We start from the raw sequence: 26,757 nt of genomic DNA, 5'->3' as shown, positions 1-26,757 counted from the left end.
CGCTAAGTCGCCGCAGACCCATTCCCCGCCGTCTCCAGCCGGAACGCCGCCGCAAACAGCGCGCGCGTGTAATCCGTCTTCGGGTTCTTGAAGAGCTCGGCGGCCTGGCCTTCCTCGACCACCTTGCCGCCGCGCATCACGATCAGATGGCTGGCGAGCGAGGCGACGACGCGCAGATCGTGCGAGATGAACATGTAGGTGAGATCGCGCCGGCGCTGCAATTCACGTAGCAGATCGACCATTTGCGCCTGAATCAGCATGTCGAGCGCACTGGTCGGCTCGTCCAGCACGACGAAATCCGGCTCCAGCACCACCGCCCGGGCGATGCTGATGCGCTGGCGCTGGCCGCCGGAGAATTCATGCGGATAACGGTGGCGGGTATCCGGCTTCAGTCCGACGTCCTCGAGCGCCTTGACGACGCGCTCCTCACGCTCGCCGCGCGAGAGCTGCGGCTGATGCACGGTGAGGCCTTCGGCAACGATGTCGGCGACCGACATGCGCGGGCTGAGCGAGCCGAACGGATCCTGGAACACGATCTGCATGTCGCGCCGGAACGGCCGCATCTCCTTGAAGCGCAGGCCCTGGATATCCTTTCCCAGGAACACAATGCGTCCGTTCGACGAGATCAGCCGCAGCAATGCGAGCCCCAGCGTGGTCTTGCCCGAGCCGGACTCGCCGACGACGCCAAGCGTCTCGCCCTTGCGCACGGCGATGCTGACACCGTCGACCGCCTTGATGTGACCGACCGTCTTGCGCATCAACCCGCGTTTGATCGGAAACCAGACTTTCAGGTCGTCGGCCGACATCACCACCGGCGCATCCGGCTGCGGCGGCGCCGGATCCGGCTTCGGCTCCGCGGCAAGCAGGTCGCGCGTGTAAGGATGCTTCGGGGTCTTGAACACTTGCTCGACCGGCCCCTGCTCGACGATCTCGCCGCCCTTCATGACGCAGACCTGGTCGGCGATGCGGCGCACGATGCCGAGATCGTGGGTGATGAAGAGCAGGCTCATGCCGAGGCGACTGCGGATCTCCGCGAGCAGCGTCAGGATCTGCGCCTGCACGGTGACGTCGAGCGCCGTGGTCGGCTCGTCCGCGATCAAGAGGTCAGGCTCGTTGGCGAGCGCCATCGCGATCATCACGCGCTGACGCTGGCCGCCGGAGAGCTGGTGTGGATAGCTCTTCAGCCGCGTTTCAGGCTCGGGAATGCCGACCTGCGTCAGCAATTCCAGCGTCCGCCTGCGCGCCTCGGCATTGCTGGTCGGATTGTGCAGCTGGATGATCTCGCCGATCTGCGCCTCGATCGTGTGCAGTGGGTTGAGCGAGGTCATCGGCTCCTGGAAGATGATGGAGATGTCGCTGCCGCGAATCTCCCGCATCTCCTGCTCCGACCGGTCGATCAGTTCCTGGCCCTTGAAGTGGATGCTGCCCGAAGGATGCGAGGCGTTCGGATAGGGCAAGAGCTTGAGGATCGAGAGCGCGCTGACCGACTTGCCGGAGCCGGACTCGCCGACCAGCGCCACGCACTCGCCGCGCCTGATCTGGAACGAGATCTTGTCGACCGCGAGCGTGGTGACGCCGCCCTGGTGGAAGGCCACCGAGAGCTCGCGCACGCTGAGCAGGGGCTGGTTGATCGCGTCCATTGGCTTACCTGAACGTCTTGCGCGGATCGAACGCGTCGCGCACGGCCTCGCCGATGAAAATCAAGAGCGACAGCATGATGGCGACCGAGAAGAAGCCGGAGAAACCGAGCCAGGGCGCCTGCACGTTGGACTTGCCCTGCGACAGCAGCTCGCCGAGCGACGGCGAGCCGGGCGGCAGTCCGAACCCGAGGAAGTCGAGCGCCGTTAGCGTCATCACCGAACTCGACACGATGAACGGCAGGAACGTCATGGTCGCGACCATCGCGTTCGGCAACAGATGCCGGAACATGATGACCTTGTTCGACACGCCGAGCGCCCGCGCCGCCTGGATATACTCGAAATTGCGCCCGCGCAGGAATTCCGCGCGCACGAGTCCGACCAGCGACACCCAGGAAAACAACAGCAGGATGCCGAGAAGCACGAAGAAGCCGGGCACGAGCACCGACGACAGGATCAGCAGTAGATAGAGCGAAGGAATCGCAGTCCATATCTCGATGAAACGCTGGAACAACAGGTCGATCCAGCCGCCGAAATAGCCCTGCACCGCGCCGGCCGCGATACCGACGATGGAGGAGACGATGGTCAGGCAGAGGCCGAACAGCACCGAGATGCGGAAGCCGTAGATCAGCCGCGCCACCACGTCGCGGCCCTGATCGTCGGTGCCGAGCCAGTTGTATTCGAGATCGCGGCAGCTCTTGAGGCCTTTCTTCTCGACGACAGGCTTGCATTGCGCTTCCGTCAGCATCCAGGTCGGCTTCGACGGCGCCGGCGTCGGCAGATCGAGATTGTGGGTGTCGTAGGAATAGCGGATCAGCGGCCAGACGATGCTGCCACCCTTGTCCTTGATCAACTTCTGCAGATAGGGATCGCGATAGTCGGCCGCCGTTTCGAAATCGCCGCCGAAAGTGGTTTCCGAATAGGTGACGACGGAGGGCCAATAAAGGTGGCCATCATATTTGATCAGGAACGGCCGATCATTGGCGATCAGCTCGGCGAACAGCGACACCACAAACAGGATCAGGAAGATCCAGAACGACCAATAGCCGCGCCGGTTCGCCTTGAAATTCTGCCAGCGGCGCCTGTTGAGCGGCGACGGCACGAACGGTTTGCGCGTGATCGGCACGGCATTGCCGAGCGGCGACTTCGCAGTGGTTTCGATCGGCGTGGTGGGGGCGGCCAGCGTCATCAGACCTCCCGCGCCTCGAAATCGATTCGCGGATCGATCCACATATAGGTCAGGTCAGAGATCAGGTTGATCACGAGGCCGACGAGCGAAAAGATGAAGAGCGTGCCGAACACCACGGGGTAGTCGCGGTTGAGAACGCTCTCGAAACTGAGCAGTCCCAGTCCGTCCAGCGAGAAGATGGTCTCGATCAGAAGCGAGCCCGAGAAGAAAGCGTGAATGAAGGTCGAGGGAAAGCCGGCGATGACGATCAGCATCGCGTTGCGGAAGACGTGGCCATAGAGCACCCTATTCTCGCTGCAGCCTTTCGCGCGCGCGGTCATCACGTATTGCTTGCGGATCTCGTCCAGAAACGAATTCTTTGTCAGGAACGTCATGGTGGTGAACGCACCGAGCCCCATGGCGATCAGCGGCAGCGTCAAATGCCAGAAATAATCGATGATCTTCCAGTACCACGGAAATTGCGACCAGCCGTCTGACGTCAGTCCGCGCAGCGGGAACCAGTTGAAGAACGAGCCACCGGCAAACAGGATGATCAAGAGGATCGCGAACAGGAACCCGGGTATGGCGTAGCCGAGCACGAGCACGCTCGACGTCCAGGTGTCGAAGCGCGTCCCGTCCCTGACCGCCTTGCGGATGCCGAGCGGAATCGAGATCAGGTAGGTCAGCAGCGTCAGCCATATGCCGAGCGAGATCGAGACCGGCAACTTCTCCTTGACGAGTTGCAGCACGCTGACATCGCGAAAATAGCTCTTGCCAAAATCGAAGCGGGCGAAATTCCAGACCATCAGTGCGAAGCGCTCCGGGGCCGGCTTGTCGAAGCCGAACTGCACTTCCAGCTTTTTGATGAAATCGGGATCGAGGCCTTGCGCGCCGCGATATTTCGAATTGATAGCGTCGCCGCCAGCGCCTAACTGCCCCGGGGCGCGTTGCGCAAAGTCGCTGCCGCCCGAAATGCGCGAGGTCCCGCCGGTATCGGCGCCCGAGAGCTGCGCGATCACGCGCTCGACCGGCCCGCCCGGCGCGAACTGCACGACGATGAAGGAGACGAAGAGGATCCCGAGCAAGGTCGGGATCATCAGCAGGATGCGGCGGGCGATATAGGCGCTCATGGCTGTTTCGCCTGCTCGAGCCTGGCGGCTTTGCCGCCCTCGTACCACCAGATGTCGGGGGCACCGACGCCGTTGGCATAACGCGGCGGCTTCTGCGGATGACCGAATTGGTCCCAATAAGCAAGCCGGTGCGTCTTGTTGTACCATTGCGGCACCCAATAACGGCCGGCGCGGAACAGCCGATCGAAGGCCCGGCAGGCGACGGTCAAGTCCTCGCGATTGTCCGCCGCCATGATCTTCTCGATCATGGCGTCGATGGCCGGACTGGCGACGCCCGCGAGATTATAGGAGCCCTTGGTCGCCGCGACCTGCGAGGAAAAGAACGCGCGCATAGCATCGCCCGGTGTCGCCGACATGCTGAAGCGCTGGATCGTGATGTCGAAGTCGAAATCTTCCTGGCGCGCCTTGTATTGCACGGCATCGACGAGGCGCACGCTCGCTTCGATGCCAAGCGTCGCGAGATTCTTGATGTAGGGCGCATGGTGCGGCTGGAACGAAGCCTCGTCCAACAGGAATTCGATCCTGAAGATCTCGCCGTTTGGCAGCACCCTCTTGCCGTCCTTGATCGGCAGGCCGGCGTCGCTGAGCAGTTGCTGCGCCTTGCGCAGCAGGCTGCGGTCCTGCCCGGAGCCGTCCGAGACCGGCGGCGTGAACGGCGCAGCGAACACCTCGTCGGGAATCTGGCCGCGAAACGGCTCCAGCAGCTTCAGCTCTTCCGGCGGCGGAGGCCCGTCGCTCGCCATGAGGTCCGAGTTCTGAAATGGCGACACCGTGCGGGCATAAGCACCGTACATGATGGTCTTGTTGGTCCACTCGAAGTCGAAGGCGTCGATCAGTGCCTCGCGCACGCGGGGATCCCTGAACTTGTCGCGCCGCGTGTTGATGAACCATCCTTGCGCGCCGGAGGGCGTGTCGTCGGGCACGACCTCCATCTTGACGCGACCGTCCTTCACCGCAGGGAAGTCATAGCGGGTCGCCCAGATCCGAGAGGTGAACTCCTCGCGATAGAGATAGTTCTTACCGGTGAAACCTTCGAAGGCGACATCGCGGTCGCGGTAGAATTCGTAGCGCACGACGTCAAAATTGTAGCTGCCGCGACAGGGGGGCAGATCGGCAGCCCACCAATCCTTGACGCGCTCGTATTCGATGTAGCGGTTGACCTCGAACTTGCCGACCTTGTACGGCCCCGAACCCAACGGGATCTCCAGAGACGTTTCGTCGAACGAACGGGAGGCATAGTAGGCTTTCGAGAAGATCGGCAGACTCGCCACATAGAGTGGCACGTCGCGCGCGCGTCCCTTGGCGAAGGTCACAACAAGCGTCGCATCGTCAACAGCTTCCGCGCTGACCATATCGCGCATCTGCACGATGATCAGGGGATGGCCCTTCGTCTTCAGCGACGTCAGCGAAAACGCCGCGTCGTGCGCGGTCAGCTTGGTGCCGTCGTGGAACTTCGCCTCGGGCCGCATCGTGAAGCGATAAACCAGCCTGTCTGCCGATATATTTACAGACTTGGCGGCAAGCCCGTACATCCCGTCCGGTTCGTCATTGGCTCGCACCATCAGCGGCGCAAACGTCATGTCCATGCCCTGCGCGCCATCGCCTTTGAGGATGAAGGCATTGAGCGAGTTGAAGGTTTGGTAGGACTGGTTGTAGGCGCGCACCGACGGAATCAGCGAGAAGGTGCCGCCCTTCGGCGCGTCGACATTGACGTACTCGAAGTGATGGAAGTCGGCGGGATATTTGAGGTCGCCGAAGGCCGACATGCCGTGGGCCTCGGCGGGCATCTCGGACGCTGTCGCGCCCCGGAGCCAGGAGACGCCGAACGCGCCACCGGCACCCAAGGCCAGCACATGCCGGCGTGAAAGCTGCGCCATGCGGAGAATGTCCTTCACGACTTCTTTGCGATCCGCGCCGCCTTGTCCGCGTCGTACCACCAGATGAACGGAAAGCCGGACTGACCGTATTTGGGTAATTCCGCCGGCCGGCCGAACCGATCCCAGCGCGCGGTGCGGACCTTCGTATAAGTCCACTGCGGCACGACGTAGTGATTCCACAGGAGCACGCGGTCGAGTGCCTTGGTTGCCGCGACGAGATCGTCGCGACCCTTGGCGTAGATCACCCGCTCGATGAGCTTGTCGACAGCTGGATTCTTGATGCCGGTAATATTGCGTGAACCGGCGATGTCGGCCGTCTTCGAGGACCAGAATTCGCGCTGCTCGTTGCCCGGCGACTGCGACTCGCCCCAGGAGTTGGTGACGATGTCGAAATCCCACTCGCGCGTCCTGTTCTCGTACTGGGTGGGATCCACCGTCCGCACGCTGACGGCAATGCCGAGCCGTTCTAACGAGGGCTTATAGAACAGCGTGATCCGCTCGAAACTCGGATCCGAGTTCAGCAACTCCAGGGAGAACTGGGTGCCGGTCTTGACGTCGATCAGCTTGCGGTCGCGCACCTCGTAGCCGGCTTCCTTGAACAGGCGCAGCGCTTCGCGCAGATTGTCGCGCACGGCTTCCGGACTGCCGCCGACTGGATTGGTATAGGCCGTCGTGAAGACTTCGGGCGGAACCTCGGCGCGGACCGTCTCGAGAATCTCGAGCTCCTTGCCCTGCGGCAACCCGGTCGCCATCAGCTCATCGATGCCGTCGAAATAACTGCTGATGCGCTTGTACTGGCCGTAGAAGATCTGCTTGTTCATCTCCTCGAAGTCGAACGCGTAATTGAGCGCGCGTCGCACGCGCGGATCCTTAAACTTGGCGCGGCGCAGGTTCGGCACGAAGGCCTGCATGACACCCGAGCTGCGATTGGCGAACTCCTCGAGGATCACGCGCTTTTCGGTGACGGCCGGGAAGTCGTAGGCTGTCGCCCAGTTCTTCGCGCTGTTCTCGGTGCGCCAATCGACCTGATCGGCCTTGAAGGCCTCGATCGCCACGGTGGCGTCGCGGAAATACTCGTAGCGCAGCTCGTCGAAATTATTACGGCCCACATTGGCCGCGAGGTCGCGCCCCCAATAATCTTTTACGCGCTCCAGCGCGATCGACCGTCCGGCAACGAATTCCTTGACCCGGTAGGGGCCCGAACCCAGCGGCACTTCGAGCGTGGTGGCGGAGACATCGCGCTTGCGGCCCTGCGCGTCGGTGCCCTCCCACCAATGCTTCGGCAGGACTGTGAGCTGCCCGACGATCTGCGGCAGTTCGCGGTTGCCCGGCGCGTCGAACACGAATTTCACCTCGCGCTCGCCGACCTTCTCGGCCTTCACCACATGGCTGTAATACGCCGAGTACTGCGGGTGGTGCTTCTTGAAGGAATCGAGCGAGAAGATCACGTCATCCGCGGTAACCGGCTTGCCGTCGTGCCATTTGGCTTGCGGCCGCAAGCGGTAAGTCACGAAGGAGAAATCATCCGGATGGCTGACGGCCTCGGCCAGCGCGCCGTATTCGGTCGAGACTTCGTCGAGCGCGGCCGTCGTGAGGGATTCGTAGATGAATGCTACGGCGCCGGCGACTTGCCCCTTCACACCGGAGACGACGATGTTGAAATTGTCGAATGTGCCGACGGCGATCTGGCGCGCGACGCCGCCTTTTGGCGCTTCCGGATTGACGTAGTCGAAGCGCTTGAAGTCCGCGGGGTATTTGACCTGTCCGAACAGCGACAGAGCATGGCGCCAGGTGGGCTCGTTGGCGGATTGCGCGTGTGCCACGCCGACGGCGGGAAGGCCCGCTACGGAACCAAGGGCGGGGAGCGTTACGGCAGCAGTGCCAGTGAGCAGGAGATCGCGTCGGGTAAGGGCCAAATCAACATTCCTGTCTTGAAGGAGGCTACTCCTTTAAGTTCCCAATATAGGCGAGGTTTCGACGGAATATGTTGCTTTTTCCTCATCTTGGAAGGCCGGCTGGCCGATCGCTGCGGCCAAACGCCCCGATAACAACGCCGCGAGGCCCGGATAAGCAAACGGCCAGGCTTTTCAGCCTGGCCGCTTACGAAGAGCGAAGTCGATAGGCCTTACTTCGCCGCGGTGGGCAGCGGCTTCGGGCTGTCGGAGAGGCTGTTCAGGTAAGCGATCACGTCGGCGCGCTCGCTATCCTTCGGGATGCCGGCAAAGCCCATCGCGGTGCCCGGGACAGCCGCCTTGGGATTGGCGATGAATTTGTTGAGCGCATCGAAGTCCCACGTGCCGCCCTTGGCCTTCATCGCTGCCGAGAAGTTGAAGCCGCCGCGACCTTCGCCAACATGGTCGCCGACGACGCCATAGAGGTTCGGACCGACACGGTTCGGGCCGCCCTTCTCGAAGGTGTGGCAAGCGCCGCACTTCTTGGCGGCGGCGGCGCCCTTCTCGACCGAGGCGGTCTGGAGCAGCTTTTCGATCGGCTCGGCGGCCGCGGGGGCAGCGCCGCCTTCCTTGCCGTGGCCGGCGTCTTCCTTCACTGCGATCTCGAAGCCCGGCTTTTCCGGCATCTTGGGCGAGAACAACGCCTGGGCGGTGAAGCTCGTCACCAGCAGAAGGAGACAGGTGCCGAGCACGGCACCGAGAATCTTGTTCAGTTCGAAAGAGTCCATTTCCGGCCAGGCCCCACACCGCAAGAAGGATCGAGCGGCCCAATGCGGCCGCCAGGACGAGCCTCGGAGAATCAACGTTCCTTACTGTTTCCCCGAGTTTTGCCATTGAGATATCGGTTTGCCCGGGGTCTGGCAACCCGTATAAGCGAGCGGGCTTCACGCCCGTCCCCACCCATTTCTCGGCGCGGAAAACGCCTCGTTTCCAGGCCCTTGAACCCAGGCCCTTGAATCATGATCGATCCCCGCATCCTGGTGCTTATTCCGGCCCGCATGGCCGCCACCCGCCTGCCCGGCAAGCCGCTCGCCGATATCGCGGGGCAGCCGATGATCGTGCACGTCATGCGCCGTGCCGAAGCCGCCGGGATAGGCCGGGTCGCGGTCGCAACCGACACGGCGGAGATCGCGTCCGTCGTGACCGCCCATGGCGGCGAGGCCGTGATGACCCGCCCGGAGCACCCGTCCGGCTCCGACCGCATCCACGAGGCCATGCTGAAGCTCGATCCGGACGGCAAAGCCGAGATCGTGGTCAATCTGCAGGGCGATTTCCCGACCATCACGATCGACAACATCCGCGAGGTGCTGCCGCCGCTGCAAGACCCCGTCGTGGACATTGCAACGCTGGCTTCGCAGATCCACACCGAGGAGGAGGACCTCGCGCCGAGCGTCGTGAAGGCGATCGGGACCTCGCTCGGCGGCAGACGTATGCGCGCACTTTATTTCACCCGCGCAACCGCCCCGACCGGCGACGGACCGCGCTACCACCATATCGGTCTCTATGCCTATCGCCGTGCCGCGCTGGAACGCTACGTCCGGCTCCCGCCCTCGCCGCTGGAATTGCAGGAGAAGCTCGAGCAGCTCCGGGCGCTCGAGGCCGGAATGCGCATCGACTTCACCATTGTCGATACCGTGCCCCGCGGGGTCGACACGCCGGCGGACCTGGAAACCGCCCGCAGCATCCTTTCCAAATCCTGAGCCGCTGTTACAAGGCCGAGCATGAGCAAGCTGAAAATCGCATTCCAGGGCGAGCCTGGCGCCAATTCCCACATCGCCATCGTCGAGGCCTATCCCGACGCCGAGCCGATGCCCTGCGCCACCTTCGAGGACGCCTTGTCGGCGATCTCGTCCGGCGAAGCCGATCTCGGTATGATCCCGATCGAGAATTCGGTCGCGGGCCGCGTCGCCGACATCCATCATTTGCTGCCGGCCTCCGGCCTCTTCATCATTGGCGAATGGTTTCTGCCGGTCCGGCATCAGCTGATGGCGGTGAAGGGCACCCGGCTCGAAGACATCAAGAGCGTCGAAAGCCATGTGCACGCGCTCGGCCAGTGCCGGCGCATCATCCGCAAGCTCGGCATCAAGCCCATCGTGCACGCCGATACCGCCGGCAGCGCCCGCGACATCTCCGAGCGCAACGACAAGACGGTGGCCGCGATCGCCTCGCGCCTGGCCGCAAAGATTTACGGCCTCGACATTTTGGCCGAGGACATCGAGGACGAGGCCCACAACACCACGCGCTTCGTGGTGCTGGCGCGCGAACCGAAATGGGCCGCACAGGGCTCCGGTCCGCTGGTCACGACTTTTGTGTTCCGGGTGCGCAATTTGCCGGCCGCGCTCTACAAGGCGCTCGGTGGCTTTGCCACCAACGGCGTCAACATGACCAAGCTCGAGAGCTACATGGTCGACGGCAATTTCTTCGCCACCCAGTTTTACGCCGACGTCGACGGCCACCCCGAGGACAAGGGCCTCGCTTTCGCGATCGAGGAGCTGAAATTCTTCTCGCGCGAATTCCGCATCGTCGGCGTGTATCCAGGCCACCCGTTCCGCGCGACGATGGAATAGTCCCGTGTCCCGGACGCGCGAAGCGCGAGCCGGGGCACGAGAGCCTTATCCGACCGCCTTAAGTCCGAACGCCTCCGCCAGCAGCGAATACGATTTCTTGCGCGCCTCGTGATCGTACACGGCGGTGATCACCATCAACTCGTCCGGCTTGCTCGCGTCGATCAACGGCTGCAGTGTCTTCTGCACGGTTGCAGCGCTGCCGACGAACAGGCGCGAGCGGTTGCGCCGGATCGAGATGCGCTCCGAGTCGCTATAGGGATAGGCCAGCGCCTCTTCGACGCTCGGCAACGGAAGATACTGGCCGCGGTCGCGGCGCAGGCGGTTGAGGTCGAAAGACGCGGCGAGCTTTTCGGCTTCGTCATCGGTGTCGGCCGTGATGACGGCGACCGCGAGGATCGCGCGCGGACTCGCACTCCAGGCCGAGGGCTGAAAACGATTGCGATAGTGCACCATCGCATCGATCGCATCGTGGGACGCAAAATGATGGGCGAATGCGAAGCCCATGCCGACCTGCGCGGCGAGCTCCGACGAATAATCGCTGGAGCCGAGCAGCCAGATCGGCGGCAACGGCGTATCGTCGGGCATCGCGACGACGTTGTGGTAGGGATGGCCCGAGGGGAATTCCCGGGTCTGCCACAGGATCAATTCGTGCAGCCGCTCGAGGAAATCATCGCCTTCGCGGCGGTCGAGCCGGCTGCGCAGCGCATAGGCCGTGGCACCGTCAGTGCCGGGGGCGCGGCCGAGGCCGAGATCGATGCGGCCGGGAAACAACGCCTCCAGCATCTTGAAGCGCTCGGCCACGACCAGCGGCGCGTGATTTGGCAGCATCACGCCACCGGAGCCGACGCGGATGTGCTTCGTCACCGCCGCGATTTGCCCGATCATCACGTCGGGCGCCGGACTAGCGACAGAGGCGAGATTGTGATGCTCGGCGAGCCAGTAGCGGACATAGCCGAGCCCATCGACATGGCGCGCCAGGTCGATGCTGTTGCGCAGCGCCGCGGCGGGCTTTGTGCCGCTTGTGACGACGGAGAGGTCGAGGACTGAGAGCGGGATCATGGCGCGCTAACGTAGTGGAGAGCGGCGCAGCGGCAATGGGCCGGGCGCGCAGGTCTGACGTGCAGGCCGCGGACTCGCGGGACTTCGCCGCAGTGTTGGGACAGCGACCGCGCTAATAGTATCATTTTCATATTGCCCACCGATAAATTCGCGCCGAACGAACCACCCTCTTCTATTATATATCTGATATATCAGATATTTTATCTAAAATCGAACTTCCCACCTCGACCTCTTACCTCAGATGTTTCTTAATTTATACCCGTAAAGTGGGCAATTTCCCATCACTGATGGGCTGTCGAGTGCGGCCGCTTTGGCCTATCTTGACCTCTCCCAATCTAGACCTGACCGCCGGCCGCCAGCGACCCGGCGAGCCCTTGGAGTGAGTGGTGCCCATGACTGACGCGACGATGCCTGCCCACACCGACGGGCAAGACGGGTACCTGAAGCGGCCTGCGATCTCCTTCGAGTTCTTTCCGCCCAAGACGGAAGATATGGAGCGCAATCTCTGGGACACCATCAACCGGCTGGCCCCGCTCGACCCGAAATTCGTCTCGGTGACCTATGGCGCCGGCGGCTCGACCCGTGAGCGGACCCACGCGACCATCTCGCGCATCCTGAAAGAGACCGCGCTGCTGCCGGCCGCGCATCTGACCTGCGTCGGCGCCTCGCGCGGGGAGATCGACGAGATCGTCGACCGCTATCACGAGGTCGGCGTCCGCCACATCGTGGCTTTGCGCGGCGATCCCGCCGGCGGCATCGGCACGGCCTACTCCAGCCATCCCGACGGCTACCAGAGTTCCGCCGACCTCGTCGCCGGCATCAAGAAGCGGCACGGCGATATCGAGGTGTCGGTGTCGGCGTACCCCGAGAAGCATCCCGAGGCGCGCGACTTCGACGATGACATCGACACGCTGCAGGCCAAGGTCGATGCGGGCGCGACCCGCGCGATCACGCAGGTGTTCTTCGATAACGACCTCTACTTCCGCTATCTCGACCGCGTGCGGGCGCGCGGGATCAACATCCCGATCGTGCCGGGCATCATGCCCATGCACAATTTCAAGCAGGCTCGCAATTTCGTCACCCGCGCCGGCACCTCCGTGCCGGATTGGTTCGCCGCGAAATTCGAGGGCCTCGACGACGACGCCGAGACCCGCAAGCTGGTGGCGGCCACCGTCGCCGCCGGCCAGGTGCAGAAGCTGGCCAAGCACGGCGTCGACACCTTCCATTTCTACACCATGAACCGCGCCGATCTCGTGTTCGCGATCAGCCATTTGCTCGGCATCCGCGCCAAGAGCGCGCAGAAGGCGGCTTAAGACACCATGACCGTATCCACCTCTCCCAAGCGAACCGCCCTGCTCAACGCCGCGCGCGAGCGCATTCTCGTGCTCGACGGCGCCATGGGCACGATGATCCAGAACCTCCAGTTCGACGAAGCCGCCTTCCGCGGCGGGCGCTTCAAGAACTTCCATCGCGATTTGCGCGGCAACAACGACCTCCTGATCCTGACCCAGCCGCAGGCGATCGAGGACATCCACGCCGCCTATTTGCGTGCCGGCGCCGACATCGTCGCCACCAACACCTTCTCCACGACTTCGATTGCCCAGGCCGATTACGATCTCGCCGACATCGTCTACGAGATGGCGCGTGAAGGCGCCCGCCTCGCCGGCAATGCCGCACGCCGCGTCGAGGCCGAGGACGGCAAGCCGCGCTTCGTCGCGGGCGCCATCGGACCGACCAACCGCACCGCCTCGATCTCGCCCGACGTGTCCAATCCCGGCTACCGCGCCGTCACGTTCGACGATCTGCGCAAATCCTATGGCGAGCAGATCAACGGCATGCTCGACGGCGGCGTCGATCTGCTGCTGGTCGAGACCATCTTCGACACGCTGAACGCCAAGGCGGCGCTCTACGCGATCGCCGAGATCACCGAGGAACGCGGCATCGACATGCCCGTGATGGTGTCGGGCACCATCACCGACAAGTCCGGCCGCCTGCTGTCCGGCCAGTTGCCGGAAGCGTTCTGGCATTCGGTGCAGCACGCCAAGCCCGTCACCATCGGCTTCAACTGCGCGCTCGGCGCGGAAGATCTGCGCGCGCATATCGCCGATATCGGCCGCGTCGCCGACACGCTCGTTTGTGCCTATCCCAATGCCGGCCTGCCCAACGAGTTCGGCCAGTATGACGAGACCCCGGAATACATGGCGCGCCTGGTCGGCGAGTTCGCGCGTGATGGTTTGGTCAACATCGTCGGCGGTTGCTGCGGCACCACGCCGGACCATATCGCGGCGATTGCGGCTGCGGTCGCGCCGCACAAGCCGCGCATCGTGCCGGAGATCGAACCTCGCTTGCGGCTCTCCGGCCTCGAGCCGTTCATCCTGACCGACGCGATTCCTTTCGTGAATGTCGGCGAGCGCACCAACGTCACCGGCTCCGCCCGCTTCCGCAAGCTGGTCACTGCCGGCGACTACACCGCCGCGCTGCAAGTCGCGCGCGACCAGGTCGAGAACGGCGCGCAGATCATCGACGTCAACATGGACGAGGGTCTTCTGGACTCGGAAGCCGCGATGGTGACCTTCCTCAACCTCGTCGCCGCCGAGCCCGACATCGCCCGAGTCCCGGTGATGGTCGATTCCTCGAAATTCTCGGTGATCGAGGCCGGCCTGAAATGCGTGCAGGGCAAGCCGGTCGTCAACTCGATCTCGATGAAGGAGGGCGAGGAGAAGTTCGTTCACGAGGCCAAGATCGCCCGCCGCCACGGCGCGGCCGTCGTGGTGATGGCGTTCGACGAGGTCGGCCAGGCCGACACGTTCGCCCGCAAGACCGAGATCTGCAAGCGCGCCTACGACATCCTGGTGAACCGCGTCGGCTTCCCGCCGGAAGACATCATCTTCGATCCGAATATTTTCGCGATCGCAACCGGCATCGAGGAGCACAACAATTACGGCGTCGACTTCATCGAGGCGACGCGCTGGATCCGCAAGAATCTGCCGGGCGCGCACATTTCTGGCGGTGTGTCCAACCTGTCATTCTCGTTCCGCGGCAACGAGCCGGTGCGCGAGGCCATGCACTCGGTGTTCCTGTATCATGCCATCAAGGCCGGCATGGACATGGGCATCGTCAATGCCGGGCAGATGATCGTCTATGACGACATCGATCCCGAATTGCGCCAGGTGTGCGAGGACGTCATCCTCAACCGCGACCCCGGCGCCTCCGAGCGTCTGCTGGCGCTCGCGGAAAGATTCCGCGGCAACAAGACCCAGACCAAGGAAGCCGATCTCGCCTGGCGCGAATGGCCGGTGGCGAAGCGGCTGTCGCATTCGCTGGTGCACGGCATCACCGAATTCATCGAGCAGGATACCGAAGAGGCCCGCAAGGCCTCGACGCGCCCGCTCGACGTGATCGAGGGACCGCTGATGGCCGGCATGAACGTGGTCGGCGATCTCTTCGGCGACGGCAAGATGTTCCTGCCGCAGGTGGTGAAGTCGGCCCGCGTGATGAAGCAGGCGGTCGCCTGGCTTATGCCGTTCATGGAGGAAGAGAAGGCGCGCAATCTCGCCAACGGCATCGGCACGGAAGGCTCCTCGTCCGCCGGCAAGATCGTGCTCGCGACCGTCAAGGGCGACGTCCACGACATCGGCAAGAACATCGTCGGCATCGTGCTCCAGTGCAACAATTACGAGGTGATCGACCTCGGCGTGATGGTGCCGGCAGCCAAGATCGTCGAGACCGTGAAGGCGGAGAAGGCCGACATCGTCGGGCTGTCCGGCCTGATCACGCCCTCGCTCGACGAGATGGCGTTCTTCGCCGCAGAATTGCAGCGAGAAGGCCTCAAGCTGCCGCTGCTGATCGGCGGCGCCACCACGAGCCGTGTGCATACGGCGGTGAAGATCGACCCGAGCTATCGCGCCGGCCCCGTGGTGCATGTCAACGACGCCAGCCGCGCCGTTGGTGTTGCGTCTGCTCTGCTGTCGCCCGAGAGGCGCGAGGCCTATGCCGCCGAAGTCCGCGCTGAATACGCAAAGATCTCGGACGCGCATATGCGCGCCCAGGCCGACAAGAAGCGGCTGAAGCTGGCGACCGCCCGCGCCAACCGCGTGCCGGTCGACTTTGCCGCGAACAAGCCGGTGAAGCCGACCTTCCTCGGCACCAGGAGCTTCGACGACTACGATCTCGCCGAGCTGGTGCCCTATATCGACTGGACGCCGTTCTTCCAGACCTGGGAGCTCGCCGGGCGCTTCCCCGCCATCCTTAGCGATGCCAAGGTCGGCGAGGTCGCGCGCTCGCTCTACGACGACGCGCGGAAAATGCTCGACCTGATCGTCAAGGAAAAATGGTTCCGAGCGCGCGCCACCGTCGGCTTTTGGCCGGCCAATGCAGAGGGCGACGACATCGTGCTTTATGCCGACGAGAGCCGGACCAGGACGATCGCGACGCTGCACACGCTGCGCCAGCAGCTCGAGAAGCGCGAGGGCCGTTTCAACGCCGCGCTGTCCGACTTCGTCGCACCCGCCACCACCGGCGTGCCCGATTATGTCGGGGGCTTCGTCGTCACCGCCGGCATCGGCGAGGATGTGGTCGCCGACCGGTTCAAGATGGCCAATGACGACTACTCCTCGATCCTGTGCAAGGCGCTGGCCGACCGCCTCGCCGAAGCCTTTGCCGAGCGCATGCATGCCCGCGTCCGCCGCGAGTTCTGGGCCTATGCGCCCGACGAGGCGCTCTCGACCGACGAGTTGATCCTCGAAAAGTACCAGGGCATCCGTCCCGCCCCCGGCTATCCCGCGCAGCCCGATCACACCGAGAAGGCGACGCTGTTCGAGCTGCTCGACGCCGAGAACACCGCCGGCGTGAAGCTGACCGAGAGCTTTGCGATGTGGCCGGGCTCTTCGGTGTCGGGGCTCTATCTCGCTAGCCCCGAGAGCTATTATTTCGGCGTCGGCAAGATCGAGCGCGATCAGGTCGAGGATTATGCTGCGCGCAAGGGCATGAGCGTCGCCGAGGCCGAGCGCTGGCTCGCGCCGATCCTGAACTACATCCCGGCGCGAGAGAGCCCAGGCGACAAGGCGGCGTTCGCGGCAACGCCGGCGAACGACGAGACGTCGAAGGAGCTTGCCTCGCATCCGCCGGGCTGCACCTGCGCGGTGCACCTGGTCTGGCAGAAGAAGCGCGCGGGCGCGGGTTAGGCGCCCTCCAAACAAAAAGCGAGAAATCAACCCCATGCACAGTAGACATGGGGTTGAAAAAGCTCGATAAATTTCGGTCTTGCCGAAATGACTTGCGGCGTCGGGCAAAACACCTGTATGAATGCATGATCGCCGACCGCGCCCGTTTGACACTCGCTGCCTCGTCCGTCGCGATCATGCGCGCGTACCACACGTTCGGTGTCGTCCGTTCGGTGTCGTCTTGGCGAAGGCCAGGACCCATACCGCGTGATCCATCGGTGACCATCGCTGGTAATACCGAACGACCAATCTTCGCCAAATGACCCATTTGGGTCATGGGTCCTGGCTTTCGCCAGGACGACATTGGTGAAGCAAATGCTCAGCCTGTACCGGAACGACGCAGCACATCGAACAGCTGCGGATGCGCCCTCGCAAGAATCGGCCGCTTGTGAACTCGTTCACTTGTCCGCTCAACCTTGGTTCGCTACTCTCTCGGCCTACTACCTTCAACCGACGATTTGCTTGGGATCGAACAAATGAAGCAGTTCATTGCACCGTTCCTCGCCGCGATCGCTCTCGTCGTGCTGCCCACGATTGCCGCGGCGGACTGTCCGAAAGGCTATGTGCCATGCGGCGAGAAAAATCAGTTGTGCTGCCCGGGAAAATAGCAAGCCGCAAATGGCTTTGGCTTGGTAGCGGAGTCTTCGTCGCGATCGGCCTCGTGATGGTCGCGGTCTACGCCGGATTCCCGCGGAAGAAGCAGACGATCACGGCCATCCTCTCCGAGACCGGATATTTCGAGGTGGTGCCGCCAAGCACGTTCGGCGGCCCCGGCACGATCAACACCATCGAGTATCTGAGCAACGGCCGGCTGGAGCTGCATCCGACTTGTGATGTCGATCCAACGCTGCTGACCGGCAAGATCCAGAAATCGCGGACCGTCGACCGGGACCTGAAGCAGTCGCTCGAGAAGAGGCTCGACGTGTCGGCCCAGGTCAAGGACAAGCTGTCGGCCCTCGCCGGAATGCAGCAGGTCGAGGCCGTCAACCTCAAGCTCGAGAATGCCAGCATTCTGCTGATATCCGACGAGTCGCTGATCTCGGCCCGCAACGCCTTGCTGAAGGCCGAGTGTGAGGACGCGGTCACTCAGAACGTTTCGAGCGGCGGCGTCGTGTGCCAGACGCGGTCCGTGCTGGAGGCCGACGTCGTCTACGAAATCAAATATCACAACGCGATTTCGATGGAGGAGAGGGCCAAACTGACCTCCGAGATCGCGACGAAGCTCGATCTGGACGTCCATGAGGGGACGAACGACAAGGTCTCCGGCTCTCAATTGTTCTTTGGCATCAGACTGTCGCCCAATCCGATCGTGATGCACTCTGCCTCGGGCGAGATCAAGCCCTGCACGAGGAGATAGGATCGGCGCCGCACCCCTGCCATGAACGCAACCCGCGTTCGCTGCGACCAATGGCGGTCGCCGCCGAAGCGCAGGGGAATCGGATGCTGAACGCCCAACAATTGATGTGGACACAGATTGCCGCCGGCATCGCCGTGCTGCTGTTTGGATTGACGCTGTTCAACCTGGTCCGCATGCGCGGCCGGATGGTGGCCGCGCGGAGCTGGGACAAGGTGGAGGGCATCATCACGGTCTCCCGAGTCGACCAGCCGGCGGCGCATTCCTCGGACGATCGGAACGACGCCAAGCCCATCATCCGCTATCGCTATCAGGCCGGCGGCCAGGAGCTGGAAAGCGACAAGATCTTTGTCGGCGGCCCCGTCATCACGACGAGGGTCTTGGCCGCAAAACTGACCGGACGCTATCCGGTCGGCGCCCATGTCGAGGTCCATGTCGATCCGAAGCAACCGACCGAGGCGCTGCTGGAGCCCGCCGCCGCGCAGAACGTCGCGGCGCTGGTGGCGTTCACGTTGGTGTTCGGAATTATCGCCGCCACCCTGACCGCGCATTCGTTCGCAGGCCACGTGCTCTACGCCGACAAGGGCGTCCCGCTATTCGCGTTCGCGGTGCCGATCATCGTGCTCGTGGGCGGGGTGTTCTTCGCCGCCGATTATGTCCGGACGCGCCGGCTGGCGAGCGCCAGCCTGCGCTGGCCGACCGCGTCGGGCAGGGTCATCCATTGCGACGTGATCGAGGAAATCATCGAAGAGAAGACCGAGCACGACAATCGACCGACGACATCAAAGCTCGTCCACCGCTATCAGGTCGACCTGCGCTACGCCTACAGGGTCGGCAAGCGCGACTTCATCGGCACCGAAGTCGATTGGAACGGCACCATGATCTCCGGCCTGCGCGAGGTCGCCGAAGAGGGCGCTGCGAAATATCGGCCCGGGAAGAGCGTCCAGGTCTATTACGATCCGGACCAGCCGGGGCAGGCCGTGCTGGAGCCGGCACGCCGGGAGGGCGCGCTGGGGCCGCTGATCGGTGCCGCGGTCTGCGCGGTCGTCGGCGGCCTTTTCCTGATGATCCTGATCAAGGTCGGGTTCGCGTAGCGGCGCTTCTCGGTTCGCCTCTCCCCCCTGGCTGAAGGACAAACGCATATGACGTCTCAGCGGCGCCCGAGCGAGCGCCTCGTCCTTCGAGACGGCCGCTTCGCGGCCTCCTCAGGATGAGGCTCAGCTGCATCCATCCGCGTGAAGTGCTGCCGCATACGCATCCCTCATCCTGAGGGCCCGCCGCAGGCGGGCGTCTCGAAGGATGGCCGCAGCCGAGCTTCCAGCCATATGCTTCTTCATATGCGATGGCCCTACCGCCCGCGGGAGAGATTGAAAGAGCCTCACCCCTTCGGCGGTGCCAGCGGTTGCACGATCTCCCGGAACGGCGCCAGCGCCTCGCAAGCGTCGGCATGCGCCGATAGCGACGGATAGCGCGATGGCTCGAACAGAAGCGGGTGCGCCTCACGGGTGAAGCGGACGACGCAGGCGACCACAACGTCGGCGTGGCCGATACGATCGCCCAGCCAGTATGGCGTGGTCACCCTGGCGCGCTCGGCCTCCAGCGCTTTCAGCACGTCCGCGATCTGCGCCTGGCAGCGCTCGACCCACAGCGCAAGCTGCTCCTTCCGCAGCACGCGCTCGTAGAGCAGGCTGACCGCCTTGTCGCCGAGACCGGAGGCGAGCGCGCAGATGCGCAAATGACGCCGGCGCTCGGCGCCGGAGCGCGGCAGCATCGCCTTCTCCGGCCCTACCAATTCATCGAGATAATCGAGGATGACCGTGCTCTCGATCAGCGCCTCGCCATCGTCGAGCACCAGCGTCGGCACGCGGCGCAGCGGGTTATAGGGCGCGATTTTGTCGGCATCGCCAAAGGTCGACCACGGCTTGTGCTCGAAGGCGAGGCCGTAAAGCCGCAGCGCGATCGCGACGCGGCGGACGAAGGGGGAATCGTATTGGCCGATCAGGAACATGGTTTGGCAGCCTTTGTCATTGCTGGGCTTGACCCGGCAATCCATCTCTTCTCAGATTAGGAAGCGATGGATGCCCGGATCAAGTCCGGGCATGGCAGAGCTGGGCGCAGGAGCATGCATGACGCAACGACTTGCAACGGTCGCACTCGGGCTCTCCCTGCTGGCCGCGAGCCTCGCCCACGCGCAGGACCGTCCGATCGGCTTTCAGACGCCGTCGAAAAACATCGCCTGCCAGTTCTTCACTGACAATGGTCAAGGCGTGCTCCGCTGCGACATCATGAACCTGGACACGCGGCCGCGCCGTCCGGCCGATTGCGAGCTGGAATGGGGCAACGCCTTCGAGATGAGCGCGAAAGGCAGCGCAGGCCGCATCTGCGTCGGCGACACCATCATGGACCCGTCATTGCCGGTGCTGTCCTATGGCGAGGTCTGGCAGCGCGCGGGGTTTACGTGCCGGTCGGAGCCGACGGGGCTGACGTGCTTCAATGCGATGCAGCGCGGGTTCTCGCTGGCGCGGGCGAAGCAGGAGGTGTTTTGAGCGTGTAGCCCGCATGGAGCGGAGCGGAATGCGGGGACGCTGTGCCGGATTTCGCTCCGCTCCAACCGGGCTACGCTTCCGAGGCTTGATTGCTTGCGTCGCGTCAACTTGGGAGCGCGTAGCCCTAATGAAACGCGACGACAGCGCCACACTCCGTCCTTGCGAGCGCAGCGAAGCAATCCAGCCACCGATTTAGGGGAGGCTCAGTATCTTTCCACGGAAACAGTCTGGATTGCTTCGTCGCAATGGCTCCTCGCACTGACGGTCGGAAGGCAGCTGCGCACTAGCCGATGATCGGCACATGCTTGGCCGCGGTCCGTGGCGCGGTGCCATCGAGGCGCGGGTCGTCGGCGATCTCGATCTGGCGGCGGAACGGGCGGAAGCCCGAGCGCTGGTAGAACGCGACGGCCGACGGATGATCGAAGGTGCAGGTGTGCACCCAGACGCGGGACAGGTCGCGTGACCATGCGAGCTCAAGCGCGCGGTTCATCAGGAAGCGGGCGGCACCGCTCCCGATCAGTTTCGCGGTGACACCGAAATACACGAGCTCGCACTGGCCGGCCTCGCGAAAGTCCAGCTCCAGCAGGCCTTCATCGTGGCCGTCCACGACAAGCCCATAGACCTCGACGCCCGGTGCGTGGATGATTGCGGCGAGCTCGGCGTCGTTCATGCGCGCCCGCGAAAACCACAACCACTCCTCGCCAACGCGACGATGGAGGTCGCGATACCAATGAAGCGCGGGGGTATCGACCTTGCGCAGGGTCCAAAGACCTGATGGAGCGCCCGGCGGATCGGCGCGGCGCGCAGGGCGCGCGGTCATCTCGAGATGGGTGACGACGGCAACGATCTTGCCGGCGGGGATGTCGGAATAGCCGTCGGGGAGGATCATGGGATGCGTCCCGTTGAAGCTGAGCGCCGGCCACACATTCCGGGTCGTCCTGGCGAAAGCCAGGACCCATTACCACAGCTGGTCGCCGTTGCGGCAGGCTGGGGCCGACAGCGGTCAAAGGCAACTTAGCACGGTGGTTATGGGTCCTGGCTTTCGCCAGGACGACGGCGGAGTTTGTGGATACGCCTCGTTCATCGCGGCGTCAGGGTAATCGCTTCCAGAGAACCCCGGATTTCACTGCGCTCCATCCGGGCTACGAGATCGGCCTAACCCTCGCCCTCGTCGCTCGCCAGCACGCCCTTCACCGCCCTCGCCCAGCCCGCCAGCTTCCGCTCGCGCGTCGCCTGGCTCATGTTCGGCTTGAAGCGATGCTCGAGGCGCCAGTTGTCGGCGAACTTGGTCGGTTCGGGATAGACGCCGGCCTCGAGACCCGCGAGATAGGCGGCGCCCAGTGCCGTCGTCTCCTGGATCACGGGGCGGTCGACCGGCGCGTCGAGCAGGTCGGCGAGGCGCTGCATGGTCCAGTCGGATGCGGTCATGCCCCCATCGACGCGGAGGACCACGCTCGCCACCTCCGAGCTCGGCCAGTCGGCCCGCATCGCGGCCCAGAGGTCGAAGGTCTGGTAGCAGACGCTTTCCAGAGCGGCGTGGGCAAGCTCGGCCGGGCCGGTGTTGCGGGTGAGGCCGAACAGCGCGCCGCGCACGCGCGGATTCCAGTACGGCGCGCCCATGCCGACGAAGGCCGGGACGAGATAGACGCTCTGCATCGAATCCGATTGATCGGCGAGAGGTCCGGTCTCGGCGGCGTGCTTGATGATGCCGAGGCCGTCGCGCAGCCACTGCACCGCGCTACCTGCGACGAAGATCGAGCCTTCGAGCGCGTAGGTGCGTTTGCCACCGAGCTGGTAGGCGATGGTGGTGAGCAGCTTGTTCTTCGAGGCCACGGGCGTGGTGCCGGTGTTGAGCAGGGCGAAGCAGCCGGTGCCGTAGGTGGATTTCATCATGCCCGGACGGAAGCAGGCCTGGCCGATGGTCGCGGCCTGCTGGTCGCCGGCGATGCCGGAGATCGCAATCGCGCCGCCGAACAGATCCGGCGTGCTCTCGCCGAAGCGGGCTGAGGAATCCTTCACCTCGGGCAGCATCGAGCGCGGCACGCCGATGATCTCCAAGAGCTCGTCGTCCCACTGCCCGGTGTGGATGTTAAACAACAGCGTGCGCGAGGCGTTGGTGGCGTCGGTGGCATGCACCTTGCCGCCGGTGAGGCGCCACAGCAGATAGCAATCGACGGTGCCGAACATCAATTCGCCGCGCGCGGCACGCGCCCGCGCGCCGGGGACGTGGTCGAGAATCCAGGCGACCTTGGTGCCGGAGAAATAGGGATCGATGATCAGGCCGGTCTTCTGCGAGATCACGGGCTCGCGGCCGTCGGCTTTCAGTCTCGCGCAGATGTCGGCGGTGCGGCGGTCCTGCCAGACGATGGCGCGATGCACGGCCTGCCCGGTGGCGCGATCCCACACCACGGTCGTCTCGCGCTGGTTGGTGATGCCGATCGCGGCGATGTCCTTTGCGCTGATGCCGGCTTGCGCGATCGCCTCGCGGCAGACCGTCACGGTCGAGGTCCAGATGTCCTCCGGCTCGTGCTCGACCCAGCCCGAGGCGGGGAAATGCTGCGGAAACTCGGCTTGCGCCTTTGCCGCAATGGATATGTCGCCGCGAAACACGATCGCGCGCGAGGAGGTGGTGCCCTGGTCGATGGCGAGGACGAAAGACATGGCAGCTTGCCCTTGGCGTGTTCCCGTGAGGAGGGGTTGTTGTGTTGGGGCAGAGAAAACGGGATTGCCGGCAGCAGGTCAAGGCGCCGGCGTTGATCCTCCCCGGGGGGGGGGCGGCGGCATCGGCAGTGCGCTCCCTCCCCCGCTTGCGGGGGAGGGCTGGGGTGAGGGCTGTCTCCGCAATGGGATTGTCGAGAATTGCGGAGGGAATCCCCAAGGGGTGAGAGCCCTCACCCGCCGCGCGCGGACGATGCTTCGCATCGCCCGGGGCGCGTCGGCCTCTCCCGCAAGCGGGAGAGGCGGAGCAAGCGGCGCGGTCCTTTTGAATTTCATATGCCACTGCCCTGGAGCGGGGGAGGACACCGGACTAGGACGGAGAATGCGAAAATGCTACATGCCGGGCGGGCAGATGGGGCGGCATGACCTTCACTTCTTTTCAGTTCGGCGTCTTCGTCGCGATCGTCTTTGGCGTCTATTACCTGCCTTCGCTGCGCAGCTTCCAGGTCCCGCTGCTCGTCCTCGCAAGCGTGTTCTTCTATGGCTTCGGCCAGCCCGAGCTGCTGCCGCTGCTGCTCGTTGCGGTGCTCGGCACCTATCTCTGCCTCGTGCTTGCGTTTGATAACCGAACTTTCTGGATGCCGGCCGGCATCGTCTTCAATCTCGGCCTGCTGGCGTTCTTCAAATACAAGTTCCTGTTCGTTGACGCCGCCGCGGCCCATCTGACCGGCTCCGCGCCGATCGACTTCCTGCTGCGGCTGCCGCTGCCGATCGGCATCTCGTTCTTCGTGTTCCACAACATCAGCCTGCTGGTCGATCTGACGCGCGAGAAGCGCACCGTGCGCTTGCGCGAGGTGTTCCTCTACATCATCTTCTTTCCGCAGCTGGTGTCCGGCCCGATCACGCGTGCGGCCCAGTTCATGCCGCAGATCGTTCCCAAGCGGATCGGCGACGTCGCCTCCGTCGAGGCCGCGAAGTGGATTCTGGTCGGCTATTTCTTCAAGCTGTATGTGGCGAACAATCTCAACGAGATGACGTCCTATATGGACTTCCCGCTCTACGAGACGCTGCGCACGCAGGACCGCTGGCTGCTGGTGTTCCTCTACAGCTACCAGATCTACGCCGACTTCTTCGGCTACTCGGCGATTGCGCTCGGCCTCGGCCTGCTGTTCGGCTATCGCCTGCCCGTGAACTTCAATTTGCCCTACATCTCGATTTCATTCTCGGAGTTCTGGACGCGTTGGCACATCTCATTGTCGAGCTGGCTCAGGACCTATTTGTACATTCCGCTCGGCGGCAACCGTCATGGACCGGCACGAACCACTCTCAACCTGATGATCGTGATGACGCTTGGCGGTCTCTGGCATGGTGCAAGCCTGAGCTACGCGCTGTGGGGGATGGCGCACGGGTTTCTGCTCGTGATCGAACGACCGTTCCTGAAGCTGCTGGGCGATCGAAGCCCCGCGGTGCGGGTGATCCGGATGGGCATCGTGTTCTTCTGCGTCACGATGCTCTGGATCTTCTTCAAGCTGCCGAACTTCGACCACGCGCTCAGCTATCTCAAGGGAATGTTCATGGCGACGGACGCGCCCAATCCACCAAAACTGTTCACCAATCTGGCTTTGCTTTACGCCTTGCCTGTTATCATCCAGCATATCGGCATCGGCGCGTTCGTCGAAGGCCGCTTGCGGCGATGGGAGCCGTATCTCTATGGCGCGCTCGCAGCGCTCGCCTGTCTCGAGGCGGGGCCCGACAGCACTTTCATCTACTTCCAGTTCTGACATGCAGCAGGATTTTTCGCTTTCATGGCTGATCAAGTGCGCGGTGGCGGCAGCCGCGCTGCTGCTGGCCTGCGCCTTCACCACGGCGCGCTTCGGCTCGGCCCTGCAGCAGCCGGCGGTCACGACCCGCGGCGGCAGCCTCGTCAGCCTCAACCGCTATGTGCGGGATCCCACGCCTGATATCGTGCTGGTCGGCAGCTCGGTCGCCTGGCGCCTCAAGGAGGAGTATTTCTCGCCGCCGCGCGTCCGCAATCTTTCGCTGGCGGGCGGCTCACCGGTGACGGGTCTCGAGATCGTCGCGAACCGACCGACCCCGCCGAAGATCGTGCTGATCGAGACGAATGTCCTGACGCGCGAGCCGGATAGCGCGCTGATCGAGAAATTTTCCGGCGGCGCGCGCACCGAAGCGCTGCTGCTGCGCCCGGTGCGAACAGCGGTCGCGGGCTATGAAAGCTGGAAACACGGTGAACCCGATCCCGCCCGGGCGCGCGCCGAGCGGGATCGCCTGCTCAGCCAGCCGCCGGGCACGTTCGACAACAAGGTCTATCTCGACCGCGCGCTGGAGCAGATGAACGAAGCTGACCCGACCGTGCCGGTACGCGCGAATGTGGTCCACGTCAGACAGCTCATCGAGGAACTGCAGCGGCGCGGCACCCGCGTGTTTCTGATTCACGTTCCGTTTGCGCCGGAGATCGAAGGCTCGCGCATGGTCCGGATCACCAACGAGATCGTCGACGAAGCCTTCCCGGATCGCGCGCTTTGGCTGCCGATCGATCCGCCGCGACGCGAGCTGCGTTGGGACGACGGCGTGCATCTCGACGAACGTTCGGCCCTGATCGTCGTACGCGCCATCGAGAGCGCCATCGAACGCACCTTGGCCGAGCGCCGCCCGTAGCGGAGGAGCGGCGGCTACGGCGCCGCCGTGGTCACGCCGCCGTCGATGACGATGGTCTGTCCGGTCATGAAGCTCGAAGCATCCGAGGCGAGGTAGGCCACCGCGCCTGCGATTTCGTCGGGTTCGCCGATGCGGCGCAGCGGGGTGGTGGCGGTGCGGCGCTTTAGATTTGCTTCGTCTTCCCACAGCGCGCGGGCAAAGTCGGTCTTGACGAGGCCGGGCGCGATGCAGTTGACGCGGACGCCTTTCGGGCCCCATTCGCCGGCGAGCGAACGACACAGCGCGAAGTCAGCGGCTTTCGAGATGCCGTAGGCGCCGATCACGGTCGAACCGCGCAGGCCCCCGATCGAGGAGATGATGACGACGGAGCCGTTGCCGCGCTCGGCCATCTGCGGGATCGCCAGCGCGGAGAGCCAGATGTTGCTCTTGACGTTCGAGCCCATGATCTTGTCGAAGGCTTCGTCGGTGATGTCGAGCAGCGGGCCGTAATACGGGTTGACGGCGGCGTTGCAGACGAGGATGTCGATCTTGCCGTAGTGCTTGATCGTGCCCGCGATCAGCGCCTCGACCTCTTGCTTGCGCGCAATGTTGCAGGGGATGACGGTTGCCTCGCCGCCGGCCGCCTTGATGCCGTCGGCGACGTCCTGGCAGGCATCGGCCTTGCGCGAGGAGACCACGACTTTGGCGCCGAGCTTTGCGAGCAGTTCGGCGGAAGAGCGGCCAATGCCGCGGCTGGAGCCGGTGACCACGGCGACCTTGCCGGTGAGATCGAACGGGGTGTTTTTCATTGTTGTTGCTCCGTTGAGGCCGCGTACTCCGTCATTGCGAGGAGCGTAGCGACGAAGCAATCCAGACCGTCTCCGCGGAAAGACTCTGGATTGCTTCGCTTCGCTCGCAATGACGGTGGAGAG

The 26,757-nt window shown here is 63.9% G+C and carries 21 protein-coding genes; 10 read left to right on the top strand and 11 right to left on the bottom strand.

Annotated elements, in window-relative coordinates; all coding sequences use genetic code 11:
- Positions 1-2 precede the first annotated feature (2 nt).
- The 6 genes from ABIB80_RS07140 to ABIB80_RS07115 form a co-directional block, all read right to left on the bottom strand.
- On the bottom strand, positions 3-1,640 hold the full coding sequence (locus ABIB80_RS07140) for an ABC transporter ATP-binding protein (RefSeq protein ID WP_007599757.1): 1,638 nt from the start codon (positions 1,638-1,640) through the stop codon (positions 3-5).
- A 4-nt stretch (positions 1,641-1,644) separates the two neighbouring features.
- Positions 1,645-2,826 carry an ABC transporter permease gene (locus ABIB80_RS07135; protein ID WP_007599755.1) on the bottom strand — a complete coding sequence of 394 codons (1,182 nt, stop codon included), beginning with the start codon at positions 2,824-2,826 and terminating at the stop codon, positions 1,645-1,647.
- Complete coding sequence (locus ABIB80_RS07130; protein WP_007605353.1) at positions 2,826-3,935, bottom strand: microcin C ABC transporter permease YejB; 1,110 nt, start codon at positions 3,933-3,935, stop codon at positions 2,826-2,828. Before ABIB80_RS07130 ends, ABIB80_RS07135 begins: the two co-directional genes overlap by 1 nt.
- On the bottom strand, positions 3,932-5,812 hold the full coding sequence (locus ABIB80_RS07125; RefSeq protein ID WP_007599752.1) for an extracellular solute-binding protein: 1,881 nt from the start codon (positions 5,810-5,812) through the stop codon (positions 3,932-3,934). The genes ABIB80_RS07130 and ABIB80_RS07125 overlap by 4 nt, the downstream gene beginning before the upstream one ends.
- 14 nt (positions 5,813-5,826) lie before the next feature.
- Positions 5,827-7,728: an extracellular solute-binding protein gene (locus tag ABIB80_RS07120; protein WP_007599751.1), complete on the bottom strand. Its 1,902-nt coding sequence runs from the start codon at positions 7,726-7,728 to the stop codon at positions 5,827-5,829.
- Positions 7,729-7,937: 209 nt separating this feature from the next.
- A complete protein-coding gene (locus ABIB80_RS07115; protein WP_007599749.1) occupies positions 7,938-8,492 on the bottom strand; it encodes a c-type cytochrome in 555 nt (184 codons plus the stop codon).
- A gap of 231 nt (positions 8,493-8,723) precedes the next feature.
- On the opposite strand from ABIB80_RS07115, the gene ABIB80_RS07110 reads away from it, so the two are divergent.
- Positions 8,724-9,464: a 3-deoxy-manno-octulosonate cytidylyltransferase gene (locus ABIB80_RS07110; RefSeq protein WP_007599748.1), complete on the top strand. Its 741-nt coding sequence runs from the start codon at positions 8,724-8,726 to the stop codon at positions 9,462-9,464.
- 21 nt (positions 9,465-9,485) lie between these two features.
- Positions 9,486-10,331 carry a prephenate dehydratase gene (locus ABIB80_RS07105; RefSeq protein WP_007599747.1) on the top strand — a complete coding sequence of 282 codons (846 nt, stop codon included), beginning with the start codon at positions 9,486-9,488 and terminating at the stop codon, positions 10,329-10,331.
- A 45-nt stretch (positions 10,332-10,376) separates the two neighbouring features.
- Here ABIB80_RS07105 and ABIB80_RS07100 read toward each other — a convergent pair whose 3' ends face one another.
- Positions 10,377-11,390 carry an LLM class flavin-dependent oxidoreductase gene (locus ABIB80_RS07100; RefSeq protein ID WP_007599746.1) on the bottom strand — a complete coding sequence of 338 codons (1,014 nt, stop codon included), beginning with the start codon at positions 11,388-11,390 and terminating at the stop codon, positions 10,377-10,379.
- A gap of 392 nt (positions 11,391-11,782) precedes the next feature.
- Between ABIB80_RS07100 and metF the strand changes: the two genes are divergently transcribed.
- The 5 genes from metF to ABIB80_RS07075 all read left to right on the top strand — a co-directional run bounded on the left by metF (position 11,783) and on the right by ABIB80_RS07075 (position 19,060).
- Entirely contained in the window at positions 11,783-12,703 is a 921-nt protein-coding gene (metF, locus tag ABIB80_RS07095; RefSeq protein ID WP_007599745.1) for a methylenetetrahydrofolate reductase [NAD(P)H], read from the top strand.
- Between the two features lie 6 nt (positions 12,704-12,709).
- Positions 12,710-16,573, top strand: a complete 3,864-nt coding sequence (gene metH / locus ABIB80_RS07090; protein ID WP_007599744.1) for a methionine synthase — start codon at positions 12,710-12,712, stop codon at positions 16,571-16,573.
- A gap of 515 nt (positions 16,574-17,088) precedes the next feature.
- Positions 17,089-17,220: a hypothetical protein gene (locus tag ABIB80_RS07085; protein WP_007599743.1), complete on the top strand. Its 132-nt coding sequence runs from the start codon at positions 17,089-17,091 to the stop codon at positions 17,218-17,220.
- Positions 17,202-17,969, top strand: a complete 768-nt coding sequence (locus tag ABIB80_RS07080) for a hypothetical protein (protein WP_245285966.1) — start codon at positions 17,202-17,204, stop codon at positions 17,967-17,969. Before ABIB80_RS07085 ends, ABIB80_RS07080 begins: the two co-directional genes overlap by 19 nt.
- Before the next feature lie 83 nt (positions 17,970-18,052).
- Positions 18,053-19,060, top strand: a complete 1,008-nt coding sequence (locus ABIB80_RS07075) for a DUF3592 domain-containing protein (RefSeq protein ID WP_088941392.1) — start codon at positions 18,053-18,055, stop codon at positions 19,058-19,060.
- Between the two features lie 284 nt (positions 19,061-19,344).
- Here the strand turns inward: ABIB80_RS07075 and ABIB80_RS07070 are convergent, their stop codons facing one another.
- Complete coding sequence (locus ABIB80_RS07070; RefSeq protein WP_035995420.1) at positions 19,345-19,974, bottom strand: glutathione S-transferase family protein; 630 nt, start codon at positions 19,972-19,974, stop codon at positions 19,345-19,347.
- 118 nt (positions 19,975-20,092) lie between these two features.
- On the opposite strand from ABIB80_RS07070, the gene ABIB80_RS07065 reads away from it, so the two are divergent.
- Positions 20,093-20,512: a DUF6636 domain-containing protein gene (locus tag ABIB80_RS07065; RefSeq protein WP_007599735.1), complete on the top strand. Its 420-nt coding sequence runs from the start codon at positions 20,093-20,095 to the stop codon at positions 20,510-20,512.
- A gap of 283 nt (positions 20,513-20,795) precedes the next feature.
- On the opposite strand, the gene ABIB80_RS07060 is transcribed toward ABIB80_RS07065, so the two are convergent.
- Positions 20,796-21,401 carry a GNAT family N-acetyltransferase gene (locus ABIB80_RS07060; RefSeq protein WP_007599733.1) on the bottom strand — a complete coding sequence of 202 codons (606 nt, stop codon included), beginning with the start codon at positions 21,399-21,401 and terminating at the stop codon, positions 20,796-20,798.
- Positions 21,402-21,667: 266 nt separating this feature from the next.
- Positions 21,668-23,173, bottom strand: a complete 1,506-nt coding sequence (gene glpK, locus ABIB80_RS07055; protein WP_007599731.1) for a glycerol kinase GlpK — start codon at positions 23,171-23,173, stop codon at positions 21,668-21,670.
- Between the two features lie 419 nt (positions 23,174-23,592).
- Here glpK and ABIB80_RS07050 point away from each other — a divergent pair, with 419 nt between their 5' ends.
- Positions 23,593-24,951, top strand: coding sequence for an MBOAT family O-acyltransferase (locus tag ABIB80_RS07050; RefSeq protein ID WP_354127155.1), 1,359 nt, complete (start codon positions 23,593-23,595; stop codon positions 24,949-24,951).
- A 1-nt stretch (position 24,952) separates the two neighbouring features.
- Positions 24,953-25,846 carry a hypothetical protein gene (locus tag ABIB80_RS07045; RefSeq protein ID WP_007599727.1) on the top strand — a complete coding sequence of 298 codons (894 nt, stop codon included), beginning with the start codon at positions 24,953-24,955 and terminating at the stop codon, positions 25,844-25,846.
- A gap of 14 nt (positions 25,847-25,860) precedes the next feature.
- Here ABIB80_RS07045 and ABIB80_RS07040 read toward each other — a convergent pair whose 3' ends face one another.
- Positions 25,861-26,634 (bottom strand): SDR family NAD(P)-dependent oxidoreductase, encoded by a 774-nt coding sequence (locus tag ABIB80_RS07040; protein WP_007599725.1) that lies wholly within the window; start codon positions 26,632-26,634, stop codon positions 25,861-25,863.
- Between the last annotated feature and the right edge of the window lie 123 nt (positions 26,635-26,757).

This window comes from Bradyrhizobium sp. i1.15.2, from assembly GCF_040548425.1.
Classification (GTDB): Bacteria; Pseudomonadota; Alphaproteobacteria; order Rhizobiales; family Xanthobacteraceae; genus Bradyrhizobium; species Bradyrhizobium canariense.
Note: the sequence above shows the minus strand (reverse complement) of the source record. Positions and strands in the feature narration are given on the sequence as shown.